The 24,254-nt window shown below is 73.7% G+C and carries 17 protein-coding genes; 6 read left to right on the forward strand and 11 right to left on the reverse strand.

Annotated elements, in window-relative coordinates:
* Positions 1-213: 213 nt before the first annotated feature.
* Genes ACFC1R_RS15145 through ACFC1R_RS15195 form a run of 11 tightly spaced genes read right to left on the reverse strand, consistent with a single transcriptional unit; the run spans position 214 to position 16,338 of the window.
* The gene (locus ACFC1R_RS15145) at positions 214-1,164 is read right to left on the reverse strand and encodes a JmjC domain-containing protein (protein ID WP_375938481.1); all 951 of its coding nucleotides are present in this window, start codon (positions 1,162-1,164) and stop codon (positions 214-216) included.
* Positions 1,165-1,192: 28 nt separating this feature from the next.
* Positions 1,193-2,110 carry an aldo/keto reductase gene (locus ACFC1R_RS15150; RefSeq protein ID WP_375938484.1) on the reverse strand — a complete coding sequence of 306 codons (918 nt, stop codon included), beginning with the start codon at positions 2,108-2,110 and terminating at the stop codon, positions 1,193-1,195.
* A gap of 13 nt (positions 2,111-2,123) precedes the next feature.
* Positions 2,124-3,152 (reverse strand): phosphotransferase enzyme family protein, encoded by a 1,029-nt coding sequence (locus ACFC1R_RS15155; protein ID WP_375938487.1) that lies wholly within the window; start codon positions 3,150-3,152, stop codon positions 2,124-2,126.
* Positions 3,149-8,041: an amino acid adenylation domain-containing protein gene (locus tag ACFC1R_RS15160; RefSeq protein WP_375938490.1), complete on the reverse strand. Its 4,893-nt coding sequence runs from the start codon at positions 8,039-8,041 to the stop codon at positions 3,149-3,151. The genes ACFC1R_RS15155 and ACFC1R_RS15160 overlap by 4 nt, the downstream gene beginning before the upstream one ends.
* Positions 8,042-8,068: 27 nt before the next feature.
* On the reverse strand, positions 8,069-9,112 hold the full coding sequence (locus ACFC1R_RS15165; RefSeq protein ID WP_375938493.1) for a MupA/Atu3671 family FMN-dependent luciferase-like monooxygenase: 1,044 nt from the start codon (positions 9,110-9,112) through the stop codon (positions 8,069-8,071).
* A 19-nt stretch (positions 9,113-9,131) separates the two neighbouring features.
* On the reverse strand, positions 9,132-9,911 hold the full coding sequence (locus tag ACFC1R_RS15170) for an ABC transporter permease (protein WP_375938496.1): 780 nt from the start codon (positions 9,909-9,911) through the stop codon (positions 9,132-9,134).
* A complete protein-coding gene (locus ACFC1R_RS15175; protein WP_375938499.1) occupies positions 9,908-10,738 on the reverse strand; it encodes an ABC transporter permease in 831 nt (276 codons plus the stop codon). The genes ACFC1R_RS15170 and ACFC1R_RS15175 overlap by 4 nt, the downstream gene beginning before the upstream one ends.
* Positions 10,735-11,757, reverse strand: a complete 1,023-nt coding sequence (locus ACFC1R_RS15180) for an ATP-binding cassette domain-containing protein (protein ID WP_375938501.1) — start codon at positions 11,755-11,757, stop codon at positions 10,735-10,737. Before ACFC1R_RS15180 ends, ACFC1R_RS15175 begins: the two co-directional genes overlap by 4 nt.
* Positions 11,754-14,072: a lantibiotic dehydratase gene (locus tag ACFC1R_RS15185; protein WP_375938504.1), complete on the reverse strand. Its 2,319-nt coding sequence runs from the start codon at positions 14,070-14,072 to the stop codon at positions 11,754-11,756. The genes ACFC1R_RS15180 and ACFC1R_RS15185 overlap by 4 nt, the downstream gene beginning before the upstream one ends.
* Positions 14,069-15,298: a radical SAM protein gene (locus tag ACFC1R_RS15190; RefSeq protein ID WP_045302658.1), complete on the reverse strand. Its 1,230-nt coding sequence runs from the start codon at positions 15,296-15,298 to the stop codon at positions 14,069-14,071. The genes ACFC1R_RS15185 and ACFC1R_RS15190 overlap by 4 nt, the downstream gene beginning before the upstream one ends.
* A gap of 5 nt (positions 15,299-15,303) precedes the next feature.
* On the reverse strand, positions 15,304-16,338 hold the full coding sequence (locus tag ACFC1R_RS15195; protein ID WP_375938508.1) for a thioesterase domain-containing protein: 1,035 nt from the start codon (positions 16,336-16,338) through the stop codon (positions 15,304-15,306).
* Positions 16,339-16,549: 211 nt separating this feature from the next.
* Between ACFC1R_RS15195 and ACFC1R_RS15200 the strand changes: the two genes are divergently transcribed.
* From ACFC1R_RS15200 to ACFC1R_RS15225, 6 genes are all read left to right on the forward strand, one after another.
* Complete coding sequence (locus ACFC1R_RS15200) at positions 16,550-17,707, forward strand: DegT/DnrJ/EryC1/StrS family aminotransferase (protein WP_375938511.1); 1,158 nt, start codon at positions 16,550-16,552, stop codon at positions 17,705-17,707.
* On the forward strand, positions 17,704-19,017 hold the full coding sequence (locus tag ACFC1R_RS15205; RefSeq protein ID WP_375938513.1) for a hypothetical protein: 1,314 nt from the start codon (positions 17,704-17,706) through the stop codon (positions 19,015-19,017). The genes ACFC1R_RS15200 and ACFC1R_RS15205 overlap by 4 nt, the downstream gene beginning before the upstream one ends.
* A gap of 38 nt (positions 19,018-19,055) precedes the next feature.
* Positions 19,056-21,020, forward strand: a complete 1,965-nt coding sequence (locus tag ACFC1R_RS15210; RefSeq protein ID WP_375938516.1) for a hypothetical protein — start codon at positions 19,056-19,058, stop codon at positions 21,018-21,020.
* Positions 21,004-21,693, forward strand: coding sequence for a PIG-L deacetylase family protein (locus ACFC1R_RS15215; protein ID WP_375938519.1), 690 nt, complete (start codon positions 21,004-21,006; stop codon positions 21,691-21,693). The genes ACFC1R_RS15210 and ACFC1R_RS15215 overlap by 17 nt, the downstream gene beginning before the upstream one ends.
* A gap of 113 nt (positions 21,694-21,806) precedes the next feature.
* The gene (locus ACFC1R_RS15220; protein WP_375938522.1) at positions 21,807-23,231 is read left to right on the forward strand and encodes a glycosyltransferase family 2 protein; all 1,425 of its coding nucleotides are present in this window, start codon (positions 21,807-21,809) and stop codon (positions 23,229-23,231) included.
* Positions 23,228-24,211 (forward strand): NAD-dependent epimerase/dehydratase family protein, encoded by a 984-nt coding sequence (locus ACFC1R_RS15225; protein ID WP_375938525.1) that lies wholly within the window; start codon positions 23,228-23,230, stop codon positions 24,209-24,211. Before ACFC1R_RS15220 ends, ACFC1R_RS15225 begins: the two co-directional genes overlap by 4 nt.
* The last annotated feature ends 43 nt before the right edge of the window (positions 24,212-24,254 follow it).

Here is a 24,254-nt window from a genome sequence, read left to right on the forward strand (position 1 = left end):
ATCGCCGAGTTCGAGGCCTGGGTCAACCACCACATCGTCTCCCCGGCGGTGACCGGGAAGTCCCGGCCGCGCCGTCCGGACGGCGTGCGCTCCGGGGTGCGCTGGAACGGTGCCGCGCCGATCGCCGCGGTGGGCTCCGCCTCGATGGGTGGACGCCGTCCGAATTGAACACGCCGCCGGATCCGCAGGGGCTTCAAGGCGTTCGTGCCGGCGTCACGAAGGCGTCCCACCTGTGCGCCTGGCCAGCGCGGATCGGGCGGGTTCACCGCCGATGGCCTCCGCCCGGCGTGCCTCGGCGAGGACATCGGCGGCGGTGAGGCGGTCGGCCCCGGCACGGAACCGGTCCAGCAGGTGCTCGGCGTCGTCCAGCAGCTCCTGCTCGGTGCGGGGGCGGTGGTTGAGCGACATCCCGTCCAGCAACAGGCGCTCCAACGCCGAATACAGCTCGGACCGGCCGACCTCCCGGATCGTGAACGACAGGTGCACGGACAGCTCGTCCTGCTCTCCGACCGCCTCGTGTGCGTATCCGCGCGGGATGTAGAGCACCTCGCCCTCGCGCACGACCTCCGCCAGCAGCGCCGGGCCCACGTTGCCGGCCCGGCCCGGTGACCAGGCGGTGTTGCGCGGTCCGTCGTAGACCTTCCAGCGCTTGCCGCCCTGGATCTGCACCAGCAGCACGTCGGCGTCGTCGCGGTGTACGGGCAGACCCTGCTCGCCGGGCGGGGTCGCGAACAGGAACGCCTCGACGCGGTGCCCGAGCTGCCGTTCGAGCAGCGTGGCGGCCTCGCGGGTGGCCATGTGCCAGTGCTCCACATTGCGCAGCAGCAGGGTCACGCCGTCGTCCATCATGCGCCTGATGCCCTCGGCGTCCGCGAAGCCCTCGGCGAGCACGTTGTTGACGGTGCGGGCCTTCGTGTAGTCGCCTGCGTCGATCGGCGTGGACTTGCGCACCATTTCCACGTAGGGCACGCGCAGCAGTCCCGAATCGATCGCGTCGTCGACCTCCCGCAGGCTGATCGGGCTGGGCGATCCGATCGGGCCCGTCGAGTCGGGCGCCTGCTCCCGCTCCCGCGGCCTGAACACCGCCGGAGCGGTGCGCCAGTGTTTCGCGTAGAAGTCCGAGACGTCGCCGACCAGGCTCGGCAGTACTTCCCGACTCGTCATCGTATTCCTCCCTGTCCGGCCGGTGGGCTCAGCCCAGCCGCCCGTCGCCGTTCAGCTCGGCGAGCGCGGCGGCGTCGAGCTCGATGTTCAGGGCGCCGAGCGCGATCGCGGCCTCGGCCGGGTCGCGGGGCCCGATGATGGGGAAGGCCGCCGGGTGCGCCAGCACGTAGGCGAGGGCGACGTTGATCGTCTCGACGCCGCGCCGCGCGGCCAGCCGCTCGGCGCGCTCGCGGCGGCCGCGGTTGGCCGGCGTGTCCCAGCAGCGCACCATGTTCGGGTCGAGCAGGCCGGGGTCGACGCTGGAGAAGAACCCGCGCGCCTGACTGGACCAGGGGATCAGTGCCACGTCATTCCGGGCGAACCAGGCGAGGTCGTCCTCATCGGCGGCGATGCACCCCGGGTACAGCGGCTCGGCCATCTTCGCCAGCGCGAAGTGGTTGCTCACCGCGGCGAAGCCCTGCCCGCCCGTGGAACGCGCGTACGCGGTGGCCTCCTCGACGCGGGCCCGTCGCCAGTTGGAACCGCCGTAGGCGCCGATCCGGCCGGCGCGGACCTCGGCCTCCAGCGCGTCCACCCATTCGCCGACCGGGACCTGCTCGTCGTCGCGGTGCAGCAGGTACACGTCCACACACTGGACGCCCAGGCGCTCCAAGGAGATCGAGAGCTCTTCGGTGATCGTCTCGGGCGCGCACTTCGGCGGGTGCGCCCCCTTGGCGATGATCACCGGCGGCTCGTCCGGCGTGTTGCGGGCCAGCCACGTGCCGAGGACCTCCTCGCACACGCCGCCGCCGTAGGCGAAGGCCGTGTCCAGGAGATTGCCGCCCTGCCCGAAGAAGTGCTCCAGCAGGGGTGCGGCCTTCTCGTACGTCCGCATGCCGGACGTGCCGAGCGTGATGCGCGAGACCTCACGGTCCACGCCGGCGATCTTCCCGTACTTCATCGTCATCGCTGTGTCCCTCTCATCGGTTCTCGGCGTTCAGGCCGACTTGTTCGAGTGCGGACCGGCTGGGCAGGTTCGCCATCACCTGCCGGACCTTGGTCCTCGCGAGCTCTCGGTGTTCTTCGTGCGCGTCCGCCGCGATCGCGACCGACGCCTGCGTGTACAGGTTGTTGAGGACCGTGCCCAGGTACCCGGAGAAGCACGACAGGTCCCCGACGCGGCCGGGGCCGCCAGCCCGTGCGTACGCGGCCGCCGTGGCGGCGACGCGGTCCGTCCGCGCCCGGCCGTCGGGCGCGTGCCAGGCCATCAGGGCCGCGGCGAGCTCGTGGTCGGCCGAGCCCGGTCCGGCGTTGTCCCAGTCGACGAGCACGAACCCGCCGGTGCGCTCACGCATCACGTTCGCGGGCGTGAGATCGAGGTGGCACATGACCAGGGCGTCCCGGTCCAAGGGGACGACGAGCTCGGACAGCTCCCCGACCGCGGGCATCAGCCGTTCGAGCCCGTCGGCCCACTCGACGCGCTGTGCGCGCAGCGCGTCGAGCAGCTCCTGCCACTGATCCGCGGTCGGCACGCGCTCGAACCTGCTGTCCGGCGCACCGGCGTCCGGGTCCCGCAGACCCAGCCGGTGCAGCCGGGCCAGGCGGTCGCCGAGCCAGTCGGCGGCGTGCTCGGTGGCATGGTCCGCGGGAGTCAGGGGCCTGCCGTCGATCCAGCTGTAGAGCCGGACGTAGACGTCGCCGAGTGCCGGGGGAAGCCGGCAGAGGTAGTCGCCGTCCACGGTGGGCAGGCTCTGCGGGCACCCGACCCCGGCGGCCCGCGCCGCCGTCTCGAACCGGACCCGGCCACGGATCTGCTGCTCGTCCTGGTCGTCGTCCCAGAACAGCTCCTTGAGCGCGTACCGGGTGCCGGCGGCCGTCAGCTCCCAGATCCGGCCGCACAGCCCGCGGGCCGCCGGCTCCGCGGCGAGCGCGGAGCCGGCCAGCCCGAACCTTTCGCCCACGTAGGCCGCGGCGGCCGGCGTGGGGGCGAATGCCTGCGGGGTGCTCACCGGCCCGTCCGGCCCAGCTCGGCCGTCATCGACCGCACCGTCGGGAAGTCGAACACCGTGTCCACGGTGATCGCGCTGCCCAGCTTCGCCCGGACCCTGGACACCAGGCGCAGCGCCAGCAGGGAGTGCCCGCCGATCTCGAAGAAGTCGTCGTCGGGCCCCACGGCGAGACCGCCGAGCACCTCCGACCAGAGCGCGGCCACCTCCTGCTCGGGCCCGGTCAGCGGGGCGCGGTCGGCCGGGTCCGCGGTCCCGGCCGACGGGCCGGGCTCCGGCAGCGCCGCCCGGTCCAGCTTGCCGCTCGGCGACAGCGGCAGCCGGTCCAGGTCGACGAGTGCCTGCGGCACCATGTAGGCGGGCAGCGCGGCCGCGAGGTGCTCGGTCAGCTCGGCGGACGTCACGGAGGCGTCGGCCTTGACGACGTAGCCGATCAGCCTGGCCGGGTCGCCCTTCGGCTCGACGGCACAGTCCGCCACGGCCGGGTGGGCGAGCAGCACCTGCTCGATCTCGGTCGGCTCGATCCGGTAGCCCCGCAGCTTCAGCTGCCGGTCCGCGCGGTGCAGGAACTCGAGCCCGCCGTCGGTCCGCAGCCGCACCACGTCGCCGGTCCGGTAGAACCGGCCGTCCTCGCCGGGCAGGGCGGTGAAGCGCTCCTCGGTGAGTCCGGCGGCGGTGTAGCCGTCGGCGACGCCGGTACCGCCCAGGTAGAGCTGGCCCGGCAGGCCCGGCGGCACCGGCCGCAGCCGGTCGTCGAGGACGCGGGCCAGGGTGTTGGCCAGCGGCGTGCCGATCGGCACCGGCGACTCGCCGCCGTCGAGCCGGTACGCCGTCGACCAGATGGTGGTCTCGGTGGGGCCGTACAGGTTCCAGCACACGGCGGCCCGTTCGACCAGCTCCGCCGCCAGGTCCGCGGGCATCGCCTCGCCGCCGCACAGCGCGGTGAACCGGTTGGCCGGCCACCACTTCGCGGCCACCAGCATGCGCCAGGTCAGTGGGGTCGCCTGCATGACCGTCGCCGAGTGCCGGGCCAGCAGGCCGACCAGCGCCTCCCCGTCCGAGGTCGACCTCTCGTCGGCGATGACCACCTGGCCGCCGGACACGAGCGGGAGCAGCAGCTCCAGCAGCGAGATGTCGAAGGCCAGCGTGGTCACGGCCAGCAGCGTGTCGGCCTCGGTGAAGCCGATCCGGTCCCGCATCGAGGCCAGCAGCCCGGCCAGCGCGCGCCGCGGGACTCGAACGCCCTTGGGCCGGCCGGTCGAGCCCGAGGTGTAGAGCACGTACGCCTCGCTCCCGGGGTCGGCGGCGTACTCGGGTGTCGGTCCGGGTGTGCCGTTGACGAACTCCCGGTGACGGCCGGGGAACAGGCCGCCGAGCTCCGGAGTGGTCACGATGACCTTGACGTCCGCGTCGTCCAGCACGTATTCGTTTCGGGCCGCGGGGTGCCGGTGGTCCAGCGGCACGAAGGCGGCGCCGGTCTGCAGCACGCCCAGCAGTCCGACCACGGCGGCGACGGAGCGGTCGACGCACAGGCCGACCCGGTGGCCGGGGCCGATGCCGAGCGCGGCCAGCCGGCCGGCCAGCCCGTCGGCCCGGGCCCGGAGTTCGGCGTAGGTCAGCGTCCGGCCGCCCGCCGTGACCGCCGGGGCATCGGGGCGCGCGGCGGCCTGGCGCGCGATGAGCGCGACGGCGTCGTCCTCGGCCGGGAAGTCCCGCGCGGCACCGCCCGAGGCGGCGATGGCCGTGCGGTCCTCGGGCACGAGCATGTCCAGGGCGTCGACCGCCGCGCCCGGATCGTCCACCGCCGAGCTCAGCAGCCGCAGGTAGTGGTCGACCATGCGCTGCGCCGCGTCCTGGTCGATCAGGTCGGTGTTGAACTCCCACATCAGGGCGAGCTTCTCCCGCTCGCCCGGGTCGCCCGCCCGGCGCAGCTGCTCGGCCCGGGGGATGACGACGATGTTGAGGTCGAACTTGGCGCTGCCGTTGTTGTGCTCGACCAGCGCGCCCCGCGCCCCCGGCCAGTCGAACGACGGCACCGGCGAGTCGTGGAAGCTGAAGCAGGTCTGCACCAGCGCGTTCCGGCTCGGGTCGCGCGGCAGGTCCAACGAGCGGACGACGTCCTCGAAGGGGGCCTCGCCGTGCGCCAGCGCCTCCAGCACGGCGTCGCGGGTCCGGCCGAGCAGCTCCTGGAAGGACAGCTCCTCGTCCAGCTTCAGCCGCATGCCGACCATGTTGACCAGCATGCCGAGCAGGTTCTCGGTCTCCGGGGTGTCGCGGTTCGCCAGCCAGGAGCCGATGGTCAGGTCGCGGGCCCCGCTGTAACGGTTCATCAGCACGGCGAACCCGGCGAACATGACGACGAACAGCGACACGCCCTCCGCCCGCCCGCACGCGCGCAGCCGGGCGTAGAGGTCGTCGGGCACCGCGACCCGGATCGCCGCGCCGCGGAAGGTCTGCTTGGGCGGGCGCGGCCGGCTCACGGCCAGGTCGAAGGTGCCCGAGCCGGCCAGCCGGCTCGTCCAGTACGGAAGCACCTGCCCGCGCCGGACGGCGTAGCGCTCCCGCTGCCAGGCGGCGTAGTCGGAGAACTGGACCGGCAGGTCGGCGAGTTCGGGTTCGCGCCCGTCCGCCCACGCCGAGTAGAGCTCGCCGATCTCCCGCCAGAACACCGAGACCGACCAGCCGTCGTGCACCAGGTGGTGCTCGGTCTCGACCAGGGCCCAGTCGTCCTGCGCCAGCCGGATCAGGGTCCACACGGCCAGCGGGCCGGTGGCGAGGTCGAAGTCGCGGTCGAACTCGGCGCGGAGCGCGGCGGTCAGCGCCGCTTCGCGGTCGGCGTCCGGGACGCCGCGCAGATCGAGCTCGTGCAGCGGCACCTCGGCCGGATCGTGCACCACCTGGATCGGGCCGCTCTCGGTGAGGTGGAAGGTGGTGCGCAGGATCTCGTGCCGCCGGGTGACCTCGGTGAGGGCCCGCTGGACGAGGTCCGGCCGGAGCTCGCCGCGGAAGCGGATGACGCACTGGAAGTGGTAGGCGCGGTCGCCCCCGGCCAGCTGATCGAGGAAGATCACCTGTTCCTGGCCGAAGGAGACCGGTGCCGCCCCGGCGCCGGCGCGCGGCGCCAGCCTCGGCTCCGCGGCCTCGCGCACGGCGGGCAGGTCCGCGAGCGCCTCGGCCATCCCGGCGATCGTGCGCCGCCGCAGCGGCAGGCCCAGCGGGACGTCGAGCCCGAGCCGCCGGCGCAGCCGCGTGACGAACTGGACGGACAGCAGCGAGTTGCCGCCGAGCGCGAAGAAGTCGGCCGAGCGGTCCGCGACGGGGCGGCCGAGCAGTTCGGTGAGGATGTCGGCGAGCTGCTGCTCGGTACCGGGCCGTGGCGGCTCGGCGTCCGGGCCGCCCGTCGCGGCGGCCGTCGCGGCGAGCGCGGCCCGGTCGACCTTCCCGTTCGTGGTCAGCGGGAGGTCCGCGACCACGTGGATCCGCTGCGGGACGAGGTGGCCGGGCAGCCGTGCGGCGAGCTCGGCGGTGACCGCCGCCTCGTCGGGCGCGGCGTGCGGGCCGGGGGTGACGAAGGCGACGACGCGGTCGAGCGCCGTCCTCGGGCCGAGCGCGACGGCGACCGCCTGGTCGACGCCGGCGGCGCCGCGCAGCGCGGCCTCGATCTCGCCGAGCTCGACCCGGAATCCGTGGATCTTGACCTGCAGGTCGCTCCGCCCGAGGAACTCCAGCGTGCCGTCGGGGCGGACCCGGGCCCGGTCACCGGTGCGGTACATGCGCACGCCGAGCCCGGGGTGCCGGACGAACGCGGCCTCGGTCTGCCGCGGGTCGTCCCAGTAGCCCCGGGCGAGGCCGGTGCCGGTGATGCAGAGCTCGCCGGCCGTCCCGGCCGGGACCGGCGCGAGCGCGTCGTCGAGCAGGAGGAAGCCCTCGCCCGGCAGCGGGTCGCCGTAGGGGATGCTGGTCCAGGACGGGTCGACGTCGCCGATCTCGTAGACGAGGGAGTTGATCGACGTCTCGGTCGCGCCGCCCATGCTCACCACGCGGGCCGCGGGGTACCGGTCGCGCACCCGGTCCGGCAGGCCCACCGGGATCCAGTCGCCGCTGAGCACCGCGAGGCGCAGCGGCCCGGGCGCCGGCGTGCCGGATTCGCCCAGCCAGGACACGAGCATCTCCAGCAGCGCCGGCACCGTGTGCCAGAGGCTGACCCCGTGCTGCTCCATCAGCTCGGCCCAGTGCGCCGGGTCGCCCGCACGCTCCGGGTCCGGTACGACGACCGCGCCGCCGGCGGCCAGCGGGCCGAAGATCTCGTAGACCGACAGGTCGAAGCTGAGCGAGGTCAGCGCGAGGGACCTGTCCCGTGGCCCGACGCCGAAGCGCCGGTTTATCTCCAGCACGGTGTCCGCGACGCCGCCGTGCTCCACCATCACGCCCTTGGGCGTGCCGGTCGAGCCCGAGGTGAACATGACGTAGGCCAGGCTGTCCCGGGTGCCCGCGGCCGGTCCGGCCGGCGCGGGGACGAGGCCCTCCAGGGTGGAGACGGCGGCGTCCGCCGGCCAGGCCGCGGAGGTCAGCAGCGAGGCCTGCGTGAGCACGTGGGAGCAGCGGCCGAGCTCCACCAGCTGCCGGAGCCGGGCTTCGGGCAGGTCGGTGGAGAGCGGCAGGTAGGCCGCCCCGGCCTTCAAGACGCCCAGGACCGCGACGATCTGCTCCCAGCCCTTGTCCAGGGCCACGGCGACCAGTTCTTCGGGGCGCACCGATCCGCGCAGCCGTCCGGCCACGGCCTCGGCCAGGCCGTCCAGCTCGGCGTAGCTGAGCGTGCGGTGCGAGGTGATCACCGCCGGCGCCTGCGGGTCGCGCCGAGCCGCGGCGGCGACGAGTTCGTGCAGTGTCATCGGTCTTCTCGTTTCTCGGTCGGGAACTCAGGCGTTCTCACGGGCCAGGTCGGCGATCCGGTGCAGGCCGCTCAGCACGGCCTCGGGCTCGACGCCGAAGTCGATCAGGCAGGCCACCTCGTCGACCCCCATGTCCTCGAAGGACCGCAGGGTGCGGCGCGCGGTGTCGGGGGACCCGAACAGGCCGCTGTCGCGCGAGTAGCGGTCGAAGGCCCGGCGCAGCAGGGCTCGGCGGTCCGCCTCGGTCAACTCGTCGATGCCTTCGACGGTCGGCCCGGACGTGCCGGTCAGGTCCAGGGAGCTGGCCAGGTAGCCGCTGAACGGCTCCCGGATCAGCTCCAGCACCTCGGCGTCGGAGCGGCCGAGCAGGGTGTGCAGCATCAGCGTGACCCGGCCGCGCGCCGAGCTTCCGTGCCGGGCGGCCAGCGTCTCCCGGTAGAGCGCGATGTTCCGCCGCAGCACGTCCGGGCGCTGGCCGAGCAGGTGGGTCAGCAGGTTGCCGCCCAGTTCGCCGGCCAGTCGGAAGGTGTCCGGGCGGCCGGAGCTGGTGATCCAGAACGGCAGCTCCGGCTGCACGGGTGCGGGGTAGATCCGGACGCCGACCCGCTCGCCGCCGCCGTCCAGTCGGCTGACCTCCTCGCCGGCCCACAGCCTGCGCACCACCTCGATGTGCTGCGCCAGCGTGGTCTTGCGCTCCCGGTAGGCGGTCTCGGGTTCGGGGGTCAGGGCGAAGTCCACCGCGTGCCAGCCGGACGCGAAGGCGATCGCGGCGCGCCCGTTCGAGAGGTTGTCCACCATGGCCCACTCCTCCGCGACGCGGATCGGATCGTGCAGCGGCAGCACGACGCTCCCGGCCCGCACCCCGACCCGGCGGGTGACGGCTGCGACCGCCGCGCCGGTGACCGCCGGGTTGGCGTAGAGACCCCCGAAGGGATGGAAGTGCCGCTCCGGTGTCCACACCGCGTGCAGACCCGCGTCGTCGGCCAGCCGGGCCCCGTCGAGCAGCAGGTCGTAGCGTCCCTTGTCGGTGCGCGACGCGTCGTCGGCGAAATAGAAGAGGCTGATGTCCACAGGATCTCCGTACGAGGTTTTAGGCTGAGGCACCCGAGTAGCGCCGCAGACCGCGCCGCCACAGGAACCGGGTGAAGGCGAGGCCGGCGGCGGCGAAGGCGGCCAGCGCGGCCGGGCCCGCCCCGGTGGCCCGAGAGGTGAGGACTTCGGCGGGCAGGGTGACGGCCAGGCCGATCGGGATCAGGACGGTGAGTCCGATCCGCATCCACCCGGGGTAGAGGCCGACCGGCCAGCGGGCCGCCTGGAACAGGCCCGAGAACAGCTCGGCGACGTTGTCCAGCTTCACGAACCAGAACGCGCTGATGGCGATCGACATCAGGAAGCTGTAGATCAGCGCGGCCCCGCACAGCAGCGTGACGGCGAAGACCGGGACCGCCGACAGGCTCACACCGCCGGAGAGCGCCGCACCGGTCGCCGTCGTGGCCAGGCCGATCGCCACGTCCAGCCCCTGCCACACCTTCGACGAGCGGACGCTGACGGTCAGCAGGGCGCCGGCGGGCTTGAGCAGCACCGCGTCGAGGGTGCCCTCCTGAATGTCCGTCAGCAGGGCCAGTGCGTTGGGCATCACCAGCATCTGGGTGAAGCCGCTGAGCGTGGTGTAGACGCCGGCCAGGACCACCAGCTGGTCCAGGTCCCAGCCGTCCAGCCGCTGGACCTGGCGGAAGACCAGGGCCAGGGTGATCACCGTGGTGCCCAGGGACAGCACGGAGGTGACGATGCGCAGCAGGAAGTTCGCCCGGTACTGCAGCTCGTTGAGCAGCAGCAGGCGCAGGTGGAGCGCGGCCAGTCGCAGGTTCACGCGCCCACCCCCGTGAACCGGCGCACGGCGCGCCGCCAGACCACCGCCACGAGCAGCGCTCCGACGCCGATCCACAGCGCCTGGACGCCCAGCCCTGCCAGCAGCCGCGGGGCCGGGCCGGGGGCGATCAGCGCGTCGATCGGGAAGCTGAACGTCCACTCGAACGGGAACCACCCGGCCGCGCTCCGCATCCACCCCGGCAGCAGTGCGAGCGGCACCAGCCGCCCGGACAGCAGCAGCTCGAACAGGAGGTAGAGCTCGAACAGCGCGCTCGCCCTGGTGGTCCAGAACGTGATCAGCCCGATCAGCCACAGGAACAGCGAGCGGATCACGAACGCCGCCCAGATCGACACCAGGAATACCAGCACGCCGGCCGGGGTCGGATGCGCCGTCGGGTGGAACAGCAGCACGAGCACGGCGGCGACGGGGAGCCACTGGGCGATCCAGACGATCTTGGCCCCGCCGAAGCCGGCCAGGTCGTAGTGGATCGGATGGATCGGCAGCAGCATCCGGCCCGACATCCGGCCGGTGGTGATCCGGTGCTCGAACCCGGCCGGTGCGTAGCCGACGTTCATGTTCCGCACCAGGGTCCAGGTGATGTAGTAGGCCGCCAGGGTGCCGGGCGTGTACCCGTCGACGGATCCGCCCTGGGAGCGGGCGATCGCCGACCACACGACCAGGTAGATCACCGGCTCGACGAGCATGCCGGTCATCAGCAGCAGGCTGCTGGCGCGGTAGGTCAGCTGCTGGGTCATCGACTGCCGGCCTGCGGCCGCGTAGAAGGCGCCCAGCGCCCGCACGCGGCCCGCCACCTCCCAGGCCGTCACGGCGTTGCCGCCGGGGCCGGGGCGCCGTCGGCCCGCAGGTCGACCGCGTCGGAGGTGAAGATGTGCTCGATGACGTCCTCGATCGCGGGCCGCGTCACCGTGAGGTCGGTGACCTCGCCTCCGGCCAGCAGTCGGGTCGTCACCTCCGGCACCCGCGCCGCCTCGACCCGCACCCGCAGCCGCCCGGCGGAGGCGGGCCGGCACTCGCCGAACCCGCTCAGGTCCACGTCGGGACCGGTCGGCGTCACCTCGATGTCGCGGTGCGCGGCGAAGCGCTCGCCGAGCCGCGACAGGTCTCCGTCGTAGAGCACCCGGCCGCAGTGCACCACCACGACCCGTCGGCAGAGCGCCTCGATGTCGGCCATGTAGTGGCTGGTCAGCAGCACGGTCGCGGACCCGGTCCGGTTGTACTCGGCGACGAATGACCGGATCCGCCGCTGCATGGCGACGTCCAGGCCGAGGGTCGGCTCGTCCAGGAACAGCATCTCCGGCCGGTGCAGCAGCGAGCCGACCAGCTCCATCTTCATCCGCTCGCCTAGTGAGAGGTTGCGTACCGGCTTGCGCACCAGGTCGCCGAGGTCCAGCAGGTCGACCAGTTCGTCCCTGGTCCGCCGGAACCGCTCGCGCGGGATCCGGTAGATCGCCCGGTTGAGCTCGAAGGAGTCGACGGCGGGCAGATCCCACTGCAGCTGGTACCGGTTACCCATGACCAGCGCCATGCGGCGCAGGTAGGCCGGCTCGCGCCGGGCCGGGTCGTGGCCGAGCACGCGCACCGACCCCGCCGAGGGGTGGAGCAGGCCGGAGAGCAGTTTGAGCAGGGTGGTCTTGCCCGCTCCGTTCGCGCCGAGGACGCCGACGATCTCTCCCGGCTCGACGCGGATGTCCACGCCCTGGAGGGCGTGCACCTGCTGCTTGCGCCGGCGGACCAGGACGCCGACCGCCGAGCGCAGCCCGGCGTCCCGTTCCGCCACGGTGAACGACCGGCCGAGCCCGGACGCCTCGATGGCCGCCGGGGTCACAGCCGGGCCCCCTCGGCGGCGAGCGGGTCGACGAGCACCATCCGGAGCTCGGCCGTGTACGGCGCGCCGGCGGCGTCGGTCAGCCAGGTCTGCCCGAGGTCCGGCAGCATCTCCGAGATCGTCACGCTCCGGCGTCCGGCGGTGTCCGCCGCCGCCCGGCGCACCGCGCGCGCGGTCTGTTCGAGCATCAGGACGCTGCTGAAGTCGGTCAGGGTCGGCTTGCGCTCGGTGTGCACGCGGGAGAACGTCCGCACGGGCATGTCGTGCGCCGCCCGGAACTCCTGCGCCGCCCGGAACCGCCGGGCCGCGGTCCTGGCGAACGCCCACTCCAGCTCGGCCGGCTCGAAGCTCCAGGTCTCCCGTTGGACCACCAGCCGGCCGATCGAGATCCGCGGCAGGTGCCGGGCCGGCGCCATCGGGCGGAACGCGCCCACGATCGCGGCGGACACCTGTTCGGCGAGCACCTCCAGCAGGTCCCACGGGCCCTCGCCGGTCTTCGAGACCACCACCAGGCGCCCGTCCTCGCGGCACACCTCCAGGGCGGCGGACGGGAGCACCGGGCCGGGCGCGCCGGTGTCGCTGTCGTGCAGGCACCAGTACCGGAAGTGCGGCGAGAGCAGCGCGGCCGGGTAGCTGCGGGAGTTGACCAGCGGCGAGTCCTTGCTGGGCACCGAGTACCAGCGGCGGCCGGCGTGGTCGCGCTCCGCGGCTTCGAGCAGCCGGCCGACGTCCGCGTGCCGCTCCACGAAGGGGCGGGCCTCCAGCGTGTTCGTGGCCAGGTGCAGCTCGCCCATCACCGCCGTGAACTCCCCACGGCGCACCGCGTCCAGCCCGGCCGCGGCGATCATCAGGTCGGGGGAGTGGTGCCGCGCCGCGGACCACAGCGGGGCGGTCGCGGGGAACTCCCGGCGGACGGCGTCCCGGATCGACTCGACGGTCGGTTCGTGGCGCCGCGCGCCGTCCGGTACGTCGAGGATCCGCGCCCACTTGGCCTGCAACCGGGACACCGCGTCCGCCACCGGCTCCGGCGGCCCGCTGCGGGTGGTCAGCTGCCGGGTGGCCATCCCCAGCAACTGGGACAGCGGAAGGCGGTCGCGGCCGGTGGCGCGGCTGTGCCGGTCGAGCAGGGAGCCGAACAGGTCCAGGTAGTTGTGGCCGGCGCGGGCGGCGAACCACCGGGCGCTGTCGGCCATCAGGCCGAGCGGCCCGCCGATCGCCGCCTGCACCGGCCGTCCGATCTCCAGCTCCACGTCGCGCCGGGTGTCCTCGTAGACCAGGGTCCGCCCGGCGTACATCTCGCCGTGCCGGCGTACGGCGTCGCTGCCGGTGATCCGCCGGAACGCCTCGTCCAGCGCCGCGGTGGCGGCCATCAGCCGGTCCGGCCGGCCGGCCGCCGCGGCGACCGCGTCCCGGCCGCGCTCCAGCTCGTCGAGCGCGGCGAGCGCGCTCTCGCGCGGCTCCCGGTCGCCTACCAGGGCGAGCCGCTCCCGCAGCGCCCGTTCGGGACGCGCCTCGACCGGACCGCTCAGGTCCATCCGCACCACGCCGTCGTCCAGCCACGGCCGCAGCTCCTCGACGACCGAGTCGACCGTCGAGGTGCCGCGCTGCGCGGCCAGCTCGACGAGGGTCCGCGATCCGTCGCACAGCCGGAGCAGGGCGAGGACGCCGGGCGGCGGCTCGACGGGGTCCCGGTAGGGGCGCAGCAGCCGGTCGTCGTCCACGAACACCCCGCCGGAGAGCACCGGCCGCAGCCACGGACGCATGCCGGGCCGGTCGGACAGCCGCCGGGCGAGCGTGTCGATCGCCCAGTTCTCGAAGTAGACCGTGCGGTCGGCGAGCAGGCCGGGCCCGCCGGCACAGTCCATCGGCCGGTCGGACTCGGTCAGCCGGCCCCAGGCTGCCGGGCCGAAGAAGCCGATGGTGTCGTTCTTGACCGTGTACCGCTGCAGGTAGTTGGCGACGAGCTGCAGGTGCTTGAGCTCCGTGGTGCGGCCCGGCTCGGCCGGGCGGCCGACCTTGTCCACGGCGCTGCGCACCGCGGCGGGGTTCTGCCAGGCGACGGCCTCGCGGAAGCGCGGGTCGGCCGCCACCTCGCGCAGCGAGTCCGCCAGCCGTTCGAGCTCCGCCTTCCACAGCTCGTCGAACTCCTGGTCCGGCAGACCGGCGGCCTGCGCCAGGCCGGGCGCCGAGAGCCGGCCCGCCTCGGTCACCGGGAAGCCGGCGCCGCGCAGCACGACGTCCCGCCACACGGCCCAGTCGGAGCCCTCCAGCGGAAGCAGGTGGGAGCGCTCGTCCGTGTCCCGAGGCGCCGTCACCGGTCCCCCTCGGCGGCGGGCGCCGGGCGGACGGACAACGGCAGCAGCCGGCTCGTCGGCGGCGCGATCGCCGGACCGGGCACGAAGGACGCGCACAGGGAGCGGGTCAGCCGCGTCCGGTGCTGCTCGTACGGTTGGTACGACTCGTGGTCGAAGTCCAGGTAGCGGTTGCGGTAGCACCACCGGCAGTCCTCGAACTTCGGGTCGATGTGCTCGCGGCCGGCGGCGTGCTGGGCGCGCAACGACAGGTACTGCTCGTTGTTCCAGATCTCGCGCGGGCCTGCGGTGTTCAGATCGCCGACCAGGTGGTGCTCCGCGGGCGAGCCGATCAGGTGGTCGCAGAAGCCCACGCCGCCGCGGTAGTTGACGTACAGGTACATCCACGGGTGCGTGCAGGTCTTGTTTGCCGCGCCGTCGTCGGCCCACAGCTCGTCCAGCGCCGTGTTGAGCTGCACGTCCACCGCGGTCGCCTCGGCCACCTCCGCCAGTTCGGCGAGCGCGCGGACCACCTCGGGACGGTGGTGCACCAGCTGGTCCGGATGCCCGTCCGGGAGGGTGATCGGGCTGAGGTGCATGCCGATGCCGAGCCGGGCCGCGTGCTTGGCGATGGTGGTCAGCTCGTCGAGCGCCGCGGGCTGCACGGTCACGTTGAGGTGGATGTTGCCGGTGCCCACCCCGCTGGCGTGTGCCTCGTCGACCAGCACCTCCAGGTTGCGCAGCACCACGTCCATGTCGGCGCCGCGGCGGACCTGCCCGAAGGTCTCGCGCTCGCCGGCGTCGAAGGACACCGAGATCAGGGCGCCGGAACGCACGAGCTTGCGCCAGGTCGCCTCGTGGAACGCCGTCAGGTTGGTCACCATGCGGACCCGGCAGCCGTAGTCGAGGGTCTGGTCGACGAACCGGGGGAAGTTCTTGAGAATCGTGCTCTCGCCCCAGCCGCGCAGGTCCACGATCTCGGCGGTGGGGAACAGCTCGCCCGCGATCCGGTCGAACAGCTCCTGGCTCATGTTGCGGGAGCGGTCGAACTTGCCGGCCGAGCGGCACATCGGGCAGGAGAGGTTGCAGTTCTCGGTCAGCTCGACGAACAGCACCCGGGGCAGGCTGCGCAGGAGGGTCGCCCGCTGCTCGAACTCACGGAGGTTCAGCTCGCGGTTCTCCACGCGGGCCTCGGTCCACTCGACGTGGCTGCTCAGCCGCTGCTGCGCGGGCAGAGTGCTCTCGCTCATGCCTGTCACGGCCTTTCTGTCAAGGCGCCGCGGACCGCGTCCACGAACGCGGTGCGGAATCCCGGGTCGGGGAAGATCGAGTACTCGTGGTGGTCGGCCTCGACGCGGTGGCGGATGACGCGCCGGGCGTGGGGCTCCCAGTTGCCGACCAGGTCGTCGGCGATGTGGGCGTTGAAGTAGTGCAGGTCTCCGGCGTAGTAGCCGGGGTGGTAGAACCGGTCGGCGCGCAGGGTGCGGGCGAAGACCTCCAGCTGGCGCCGCAGGACCTCCGGTCCGACCGTCTCCGCGAGCACGCGGGCCTCCTTGAGGCTGCTGACGACGCCCGCGTCCCCGACCGTGATGGTGTAGGGCACGTCGACGCCGATCCGGCGGAGCAGCTCCTGCAGCCTGCCGCCGATCAGCACCTCCTCCGAGGACACCCCTGCGGCGAGCGAGGGGTCCGGCGGCTGGCTGTCGATGAGGGCGAGCATCGCGACGCGCCGGCCCGCCGCCAGCAGTCGGCAGGCGACCTCGAACGCGATCGCGCCACCGGTCGAGAAGCCGCACAGCAGGTACGGCTGCTCCGCCGGCAGCCGCAGCAGCTCCTCCAGGTAGATCGAGGCGAACTCCTCGATGCTGCGGGGCACCTCGCGTTCGCCCTCCAGACCGGCGGCGCGCACGCCGACCGACTGCACCGGCAGGACCGAGCGCAGCGTCCTGACGGCCATCGCCGTGCCGGAGGCGGAGTGGAAGTAGAACAGCGAGGGAGCGTGCGGATCGAAGTCGGCCGGCAGTTGGAGGCAGCGGTCGGACGGCGCGCGCTCGCGCAGGTACGCGGCGACCCGTTCGACGGTGTCGCGGGCGGTGAGTTCGGCCCGGGGCAGCCGGGTCCGGGTCGTCTCGAACAGCCGGTCGGCGATGCGGTCGGCCGCCCCGTCGTCGCCGGATGTGCTGAACGCGGTGTCGATCGTGACGTCGGCGAGGCCGAGCTCGTCCGCGTAGGCCTCGGCGACCGCCGCTTCCCACTGGTCCCGGTAAGGCCGCCGCGGGCCCTCCGGCACCGGCGCAAGTCCCTGCTCCACGAAGCCGCCAATCTCTCGGATGTCTGGCGAGAACGCTAGGGAAGTCCAGTGATCAAGCTCTGACCGTGTTCTGAATGCCGCCGACAGACGGCATTCACTCCGTCACCAGTGCCCGTGCCTAAGCTCAGCGGCCGGGACGGAGCCGGCTGCGAACCGGGCCCTCCTCACCTTCGAACCCGCTGGGAGAGACGTGTCCGCCGTACGTACGAAGAACTTCCCGTCCTGGCCTCAGCTGGGCCCGCAGGAGGTCGACGCCGCCGCCGCCGTCCTGCTGACCAACGAGCTCTCGCAGAACTCCGGCCGTCACGTCGCCGAGTTCGAAGAGGCTTACGCGCAGTGGCATTCGGTGCCGCACGCGATCGCCGTGAACAACGGCACCAGCGCCATCCACCTCGCGCTCGCGGCCCTGGGCATCGGCCCGGGCGACGAGGTCCTGGTGCCGGCCTACACCTTCGTGGGGTCCGCCTCGCCCCTGGCCTACCTCGGCGCCACCCCCGTCTTCGTGGACATCGACCCGGACACCTACTGCATCGACCCGGCCGACGCCGAGGCCAAGATCAGTGAGCGCACCAAGGCCGTCATCGCCGTGCACCTCAACGGCTACCCGGCGCCGGTCGGGCAGCTGGCGGAGATGGCGCGCCGACACGGGATCAAGCTCATCGAGGACACCGCCCAGGGCCACGGCGCCGAGATCGACGGCCGCCGGGTCGGCTCGGTCGGCGACGTCGGCTGCTTCAGCTTCTGGCAGGACAAGACGATGACGACCGGAGGCGAGGGCGGAGCCCTGCTGACGGCGGACGCGGAGCTGGCCGCCGCGCTGCGCACGCTGCGGGACCACGGCCTGGTGCCGGCCGGCCCCGGGCTGTTCCACCACGCCGTGGTCGGCTACAACTACCGGCTGACCTCGCCGCAGGCGGCCGTCGGTCTCGTGCAGCTGGGCCGGCTCGACGGCTTCGTCGCCGCGCGCCGCCGCAACGGCGCCCTGCTCGACGAAGGCCTCGCGCAGCTGCCCGGCCTCTCGCTGCCGAAGGTCGTGCCCGGCGGGGTGGCCGCGCCGTGGAAGTACACCCTGCGGCTCACCACCGACCCGTCCGTCCTCGACGTCGTCACGCTGGTCTCCGAGCTGCAGCAGGCGGGGATCCCCGCGCAGCGCCGCTACCCGATCCCGCTCACCCGCCAGCCCATATTCGCGGGCAACCCCTCCAACGAGACCTGCCCGAACTCCGACCTGTGCGCGAGCACGGCGTTCTGCCTGCCCGTCCACCCGGCGGCCGAGCCCGAGGACATCCAGGACTGCATCGACGCCCTGGCCAAGGTGCTCTCCGACCACGGGGTGAGCGCGGCGTGACCACGGCCCCCGAGATCGCCGTCATCGTCACGGCGGACGCCGGTGGTCCCGGCGGGCTCGGCGCGGTGCTGGCCTCGGTCGACGCCCAGGTTCCGGCGCCCGCCGAGCGGGTCCTGCTCGGCTTCGGCGCGGCCGCCCCCCGCGAGGCGCCCGAAGGCTGGACGGTGCTGGCCGGCGACTGGCCGGGCCGGGCGCAGGCCCGCACCGCGGGCTGGGCCGCGACCGAAGCCCGCTGGGCGGTGTTCGTCGACGCGGTCGTCCCGGCGGGTCTGCTCGCGGCCGCTCAGCAGGCCGTGCGCTCCGCGCTGTCCGACGTCGCGGTGCTGTCGCCCGGCGGCGAGGACGCTGAGCGGGACTACTGGGCGCTGCGGGTGGCCGACGGCATCGAGCCGGCCTCGGTCTGGCGGCGTGCCGCCGCCGAGCTGGTGGGCTGGTGGCCGGAGCGGTGCGACGGGCCCGCCTCGCTCGACCACGCGCTCTGCCTGGATCTGACCGCCGCCGGCTGGCGCGCCGTCAGCTTCGCGGCACCGCAGCCGCCGCGGCCGGAGGCCGACGCCACGGCCGACGCCTGGCAGAAGCGGTCGCTGGCCGTCGTCTCGCTGCACGCCGGGCGTGAGAGCACCTTTTCCAAGTGGGAGGAGGTGCTGCTGAAGGCCGAGCTGCCCGCCCGGACCTCGCTCTACGTGGTGGACAACAGCCGCGACCCGGAGTTCACCGAGCGGCTGCGGGCCGCGAGCGTCGGGATCCAGGCCGCCCGCGGGCTCGAACACCTCGACTTCACCGTCGACGGCACCGTCTACCAGCCGTCGCCGGACGAGTGGTACCTGAAGCGGGAGCGGAACCTGCACGTGGCCCGCCTCTACGCCTCGGTCCTGCCGAGGATCAAGGAGGACCTGATCCTGACGCTCGAGGACGACATCGACCCGCCGGCCGACGCCGTGCGCCGGCTCGTCGAGGAGTACTCGCGCCCGGGCGGCACGCCGCTCGCGGCGGTCTCCGCGGCCTGGGACCGGGTCGAGGGGCGCTACGTCTGCGGGGGCAAGGCCGTGCCCGAGGGCGGCTGGGGCGCGCCGATCCCGTGGGAGGAACTGCCGCACGAGCCGCTCGACGTGGGCTGCGTCGGCGGCGCCTGCACCGTGTGGGCCAACGCCGTCGTCTCTCAGGCACCGGTGCTGTTCGACTGGGAGGAGACGATGGGCTGGGACGGGCTGCTGTGCACGGGGGCCCGGGAGCGCGGGTTCACCGTCCGGATCCACGGCGGAGTCAGGTGTGTCCACCACACCTGGGGCGTGCTGCGCGGATCGGAGTGACGGTGGCGCGCCCGGTGTCCGGTGTCGAGGTGCACGGCGTGACCGGGCCCGAAGGCCTGTGCACGGCCGCCCTGCGGGACGGCGCACCGCTGCCGGCCCCGGACGAGGTGGCCGCGCTGCTCCGCGAGCACGGCTGTGCGGGCCTGGAGGTGTGCCTGGTCGCCCCCGGTGTGGAGCCGGGGTGGGCCTCCGAACTGGCGGCGCGGCTGGGTGAAGCCGTGCACGTGCCAGCGCCCGGCTACGTCGTCGCCGACCTGCGCGGCGGCGTCCGGCTCAAGTGGGCGGACGGCGCCGACGAACGGGCCGACGCGTGGCGGTCCCACCCGCCGCACGCCGGCGCCGTCCCCAGGTTCGCCGACCACCAGGACCGGCTGCTGCCCCGCGGTCTGCCGCCGCATCTGGAGCCGGCCGAGGGCCGGCCGGCCGTCATGACGACGGCGGAGGTGCGCGATCAGCTGCGCCGGCTGCTTCCCGCCCGGCCGGCCTGCTCCTACCTGGGCGACCACCGGCTGTTCGACGAGGCGGCGCACCGGGTGGCCCGCCGGCTGCGGGCCGGGCTGCCGCCGCTGGAGACCGAGTACCGGCGGCTGCTCGGCGGCGTCGGGAGGCTGGTCACCCGCGGCGTCGAGATCGAGTTCCACGCCGGCCAGGGCGCCCGGGCGGCGGACGGAACGCTGCTCAGCACCCCGGAGATCGACGCGATCGCCGCACTGCTGCGGGAGCGCGGGCTCGCCCGCGACGCCCGGGTCCGGCAGCACGGCGCCGAGCGCGGGCCCGACGGCGCCGAGCCCTACAGCGAGGACCGCCGTACCTGGCGGGTCGAGCTGGAGGAGGCCGAGGGAGACGGCGAAGTCGTCTCGCCGATCCTGCGGGACACCCCGCAGGCGTACGAGGACCTCGTCGCGGTGTGCGCGATCATCCGCGGCTGCGGCGGCTGGACCAGCACCCGCGCCGGTGGCCACGTCCACGTCGGGGTGCCCTTCGGCACCGACACCGCCCTGCACGCCGCCCACCTGGCCCGCTTCCAGGCCCGGCAGTGGCTGCACTTCCGCCTGGGCACCTCGATCCGGGCCGAGGCGCACCGGGGCACGCGGTTCTGCCAGCCGCTGCCCGGGCCGCCGCCCGTGGGCGCGACGCGGATCAGACAGCTGCGGGACGACCTCAAGCGCCGCCTGGCGCACCCGGCGCTCAAGATCGCCAGGTCGGTCGGCCGGGCCGGCGACTCGATCGAGTACCGGCACGGTGACGCGAGCCTGGACGCGGCGGAGTGGTGGACCCGCGCCGCGGCGTTCGCCGCCGACGTCGTGCTCACCGTCACCGCCGACCGGCACCCGCCGCCCCGGGCGTGGGCGCCGGCCGGCGACGGCCGCACGGTGAGCGGCCAGACGGTGCTGGCCGCCCGCGACGAGGTCCAGGTGCACCGGCCCGAGCCGCCCGGTGACACCGTCGAGGTCCGGAGCGCGCTCGACGAGTACCCCTGGCCGCGCCTGCGCCGGCACCTCGCGGAGCTCTACCACCTCACCCCGCCGTACTGGCGGCGCCGGCCGGCAGCGGCTCCGGCCGCGCTGCCGGAGCCGTACGACGTGGCCGCGCTGCTCGGCTGGCCCCCCGGCGCGCGGGTCGACGAGGAGTCACGGCGGCAGCTGGTTGCCGTGCTCGACCACCTGCACGCCGTCGGGGCGCTCTGCGTCGGGGCGCCCGAGACGCCCGCGGCCCTGCGGGCCCACGCCGTCGCGGCGGTCGGCCCCGGCCCGGAGCCGGTGGTCGAGCTCGGGCGCCGGCTGCGCGCCTGGGACGCGCTGACCGACGAGCCGGACACGCCGCCCACCTCCGAGGACCTGGCCGCGCTCGCCGCCGTGGGGCCCGAGCCCCTCGCCGCGCTGGCCGGCCTCCCGTTCGTGTCGACCACATCGATCAGAACGCTGCTCGCCGACGCCGCCGACGGCAGCGGGGGCCCTGACAGCGACAAGGAAAGGAGCCGGAACTTTGAGGAACTTCGATAGCGTGCTGGTGCTCTCGCCGCACGCGGACGACGAGGTGCTCGGCTGCGGAGGGCTGCTGTCCTCGGTGTCCGCGGCGGGCGGCGAGGTGCACGTGGTGTACCTGTCGGTGGACGGGATGGCGCACTACGGGCTGGACGAGCCGGTCACCTACCAGGCGCGGCTGGCCGAGATCGAACAGGTCAGTGCGCTGCTCGGCTTCAGCTACACCGTCGTCCACGGCGACCGGCAGCTCAACGAGCGGCTCGACACGCTCCCCCGGCGGGAGCTGGTCGACGAGTTCCAGGAGCAGCTGGACCGGCGCCGCCCGGACCTGCTGCTGCTGCCCAGCGGCCGGGACTACGACCAGGACCACGTGGCCACCTTCGCCGCCGGCTTCGCCGCGGCCCGGCCGATCGGCTCCCAGTTCGGCAAGTGGCTCGTCCCGCACGTGATGAGCTACGAGTCGTCCAAGATCCAGTGGTCGTCCGAGCCGCTGCCGCTCTCCACCGCGTACGCCGACATCACCGGCCGTCTCGACGCCAAACTGGCGGCGATGCGGGCCTACCGGTCCCAGCACCGGCCCGCCCCGCACATCCGCAGCGAGGAGTCGATCGCAGCGCTCGCCACCCTGCGCGGCGCCGCGATCGGCGTGCGGCACGCGGAGGCGTTCGAAGTCCACCGGACCGTCCTCTAGGGGCTGTCCCCATCCGCGCCCGGCCGGTGCCGTGCCCAGCACGCACGGCCCGGCCCACGCCGCCGACCGGCTCCGAGAGGAGCCGACGGCCCCGACCGGAAGGAACCCCAGGCATGGCAGAACCCGAAATCACCGTCGTCATCCCCGCCCACAACCGGACGCGAGCCCTGCAGCACTGCCTCGCCAGCCTGCAGCGGCAGACCCTGGACCCGGGCGCGTTCGAGATCATCGTGGTGGACGACGGCTCCACCGAGCCGGTCGGCGAGACCGTCGCGCAGTTCGCCGACGGCGACCGGATCAGGCTGCTGCGGCACGAGCGCGCCCGGGGCGCGGGCGCGGCCCGCAACACGGGCGCGGCGGCGGCGCGCGGCGGGCTGCTGGTCCTGCTCGATGCCGACTGCCTGTGCCACCCGGACCTGCTGCGCGCCCACCTCGACGCCCAGGCCGACGGCCCGGTCGCGGTCTGCGGATACGGCGCCGGGCGCGAACTGACCCCGGCTCAGTGGCGGCTGAAGCACGGAGCGGACTGGGACTTCGCCGATCCGGACGCCGTCTTCGCCCGGCTGGCCCGGACCCCTTCGCTGCACGATCCCCTCACCGAGCTGCTGGCCCGGCCCCGCCCGGCCGACTGGGCGTTCTTCTGGACGCTCAACACCTCCGTGCCCAAGTCGTTCTTCGACCTCGTCGGCGGATTCGACACCCGGTTCGAGGTCAAGGGCATCGAGGACATCGAACTCGGCTGCAGGCTCGCCCGGGCCGGCCTGCCCACGGTCTTCGCCCCCGCGGCGATCACCCTGCACCAGCCGCACGAGCGCGACCGCAACCGCGAGGTGGTGCGCGACCGGCGCAACGAACACATCCTGGTGCGCGCATACCCGAGCCTGGACGTGGAGGCGGTGTGCAGCTACGACATCGCCCACTCCCGCGACCTGATCCCCGCGCTGGAACGGTTCTCCGACCACCTGGACGCCGCGACCGCGGACTGCGGCCGCCTGGCCGCCCTGGACGGGCTGACCCGCCGGATCACGGACGCGGACGGCCCCGTCCTGCTGGTCGGCGCGCCGCAGGGCTGGCCGGCGGGACTGCCCGCCCCGGACACCGTGTGCTACCCGGCCGACCTGCCGCCCGGCGGCCCGGGCCACCAGCTGCGGCTGCTCGGGACCAGGCTCCCGGGCGCCGGGAAGCACTACGCGCTCGGCGTGATCACCGACTACTGGCGCCACTTCCCGGACGGCACCTTCAGCCGGGTGCTGGCCGAGCTGGACCGGGTCTGCCGGGAGGTGTTCGTGCTGTCCGGCGTGAGCACCGCGCCGGTGGCCGCGCCGGACCCCGAACTGAGCGAGGCGCTGGCGGCGTACGACCGCCCGTACTGGGAGTTCACCACACCGCTGCGCCGGGAACTGCACCAGTTCGACCTGACCGAGGACGAGGCCGGCACTCCCGGGCCGGCGGCGTTCCGCTGCACACCGGTTCCCTGGCCGATGACCGAACTGACCGATGTGGGCATGCCCGCGGGTGAGGAAGGCGTACCGCGATGAGAAGCCTCGTGACCGGAGGAGCCGGATTCATCGGCTCCCACCTGACCGAACACCTGCTGGCGGCCGGGGACGAAGTCGTCGTCCTCGACAACCTGACCACCGGGAGCCTGGACAATCTGGCGTCGGTGCGCAGGCACCCGCGCCTGCGCACCGTCACCGGCTCCGTCTGCGACGAGGCACTGGTGCGACGCGAGGTCGCCACGGTCGACCGGGTGTTCCACCTCGGCGCCCTGGTCGGGGTGTTCAACATCCTGGAGGACCCGCTCGGCGGACTGCGGACCAACATCCGCGGAGCCGAGAACGTCCTCGCCGCCGCGCACGAACACGACGTGCCGATCCTGATGGCGTCGAGCAGCGAGGTGTACGGCAAGAACAGCAAGCCGCGGCTGACCGAGCAGGACGACCAGATCCTGGGCCCGCCCCAGCTGAGCCGCTGGACGTATGCGGAGGCCAAGGCGGTCGCGGAGTCGCTGACCCACGGCTACGTGGCCAAGCACGCGCTGCGGGCGGTCACGGTGCGGCTGTTCAACACGGTCGGGCCGCGGCAGACCGGGCGCTACGGCATGGTCGTACCGCGGTTCGTCGGCCAGGCGCTGGCGGGCGAGCCGCTGACGGTCTACGGCGGCGGGGGGCAGCGGCGCTCCTTCTGCCACGTGCTCGACATCGTCCCGGCGCTCGTCGCGCTGCTGGAGGACGAGACCGCCCACGGCGGGACGTTCAACCTGGGCGGCCTCGAACAGGTGGACATCGCCGAGCTGGCCCGGCGGGTGGTCGCCGTCACGCGGTCGTCGAGCGAGATCGTGCATGTCGAGTACCAGGAGGCCTACGAGACCTACGGTCCCGGCTTCGAGGAGGTGCCCAGCCGCGCGCCCGACTGCGCCAAGGCCTTCGCGCAGATCGGCTACCGGCCGCGCCACGATCTGGCCACGATCATCGCCGACGTGGCGGCGTACCAGCGCGCGGTGCCGGCGCTCGTGTAGGGGACCGGCGCGACGTGCGGCCGCGCCCGGCGCCGGGAGGAGC

Source organism: Kitasatospora sp. NPDC056138, from assembly GCF_042264695.1.
Lineage (GTDB): Bacteria > Actinomycetota > Actinomycetes > Streptomycetales > Streptomycetaceae > Kitasatospora.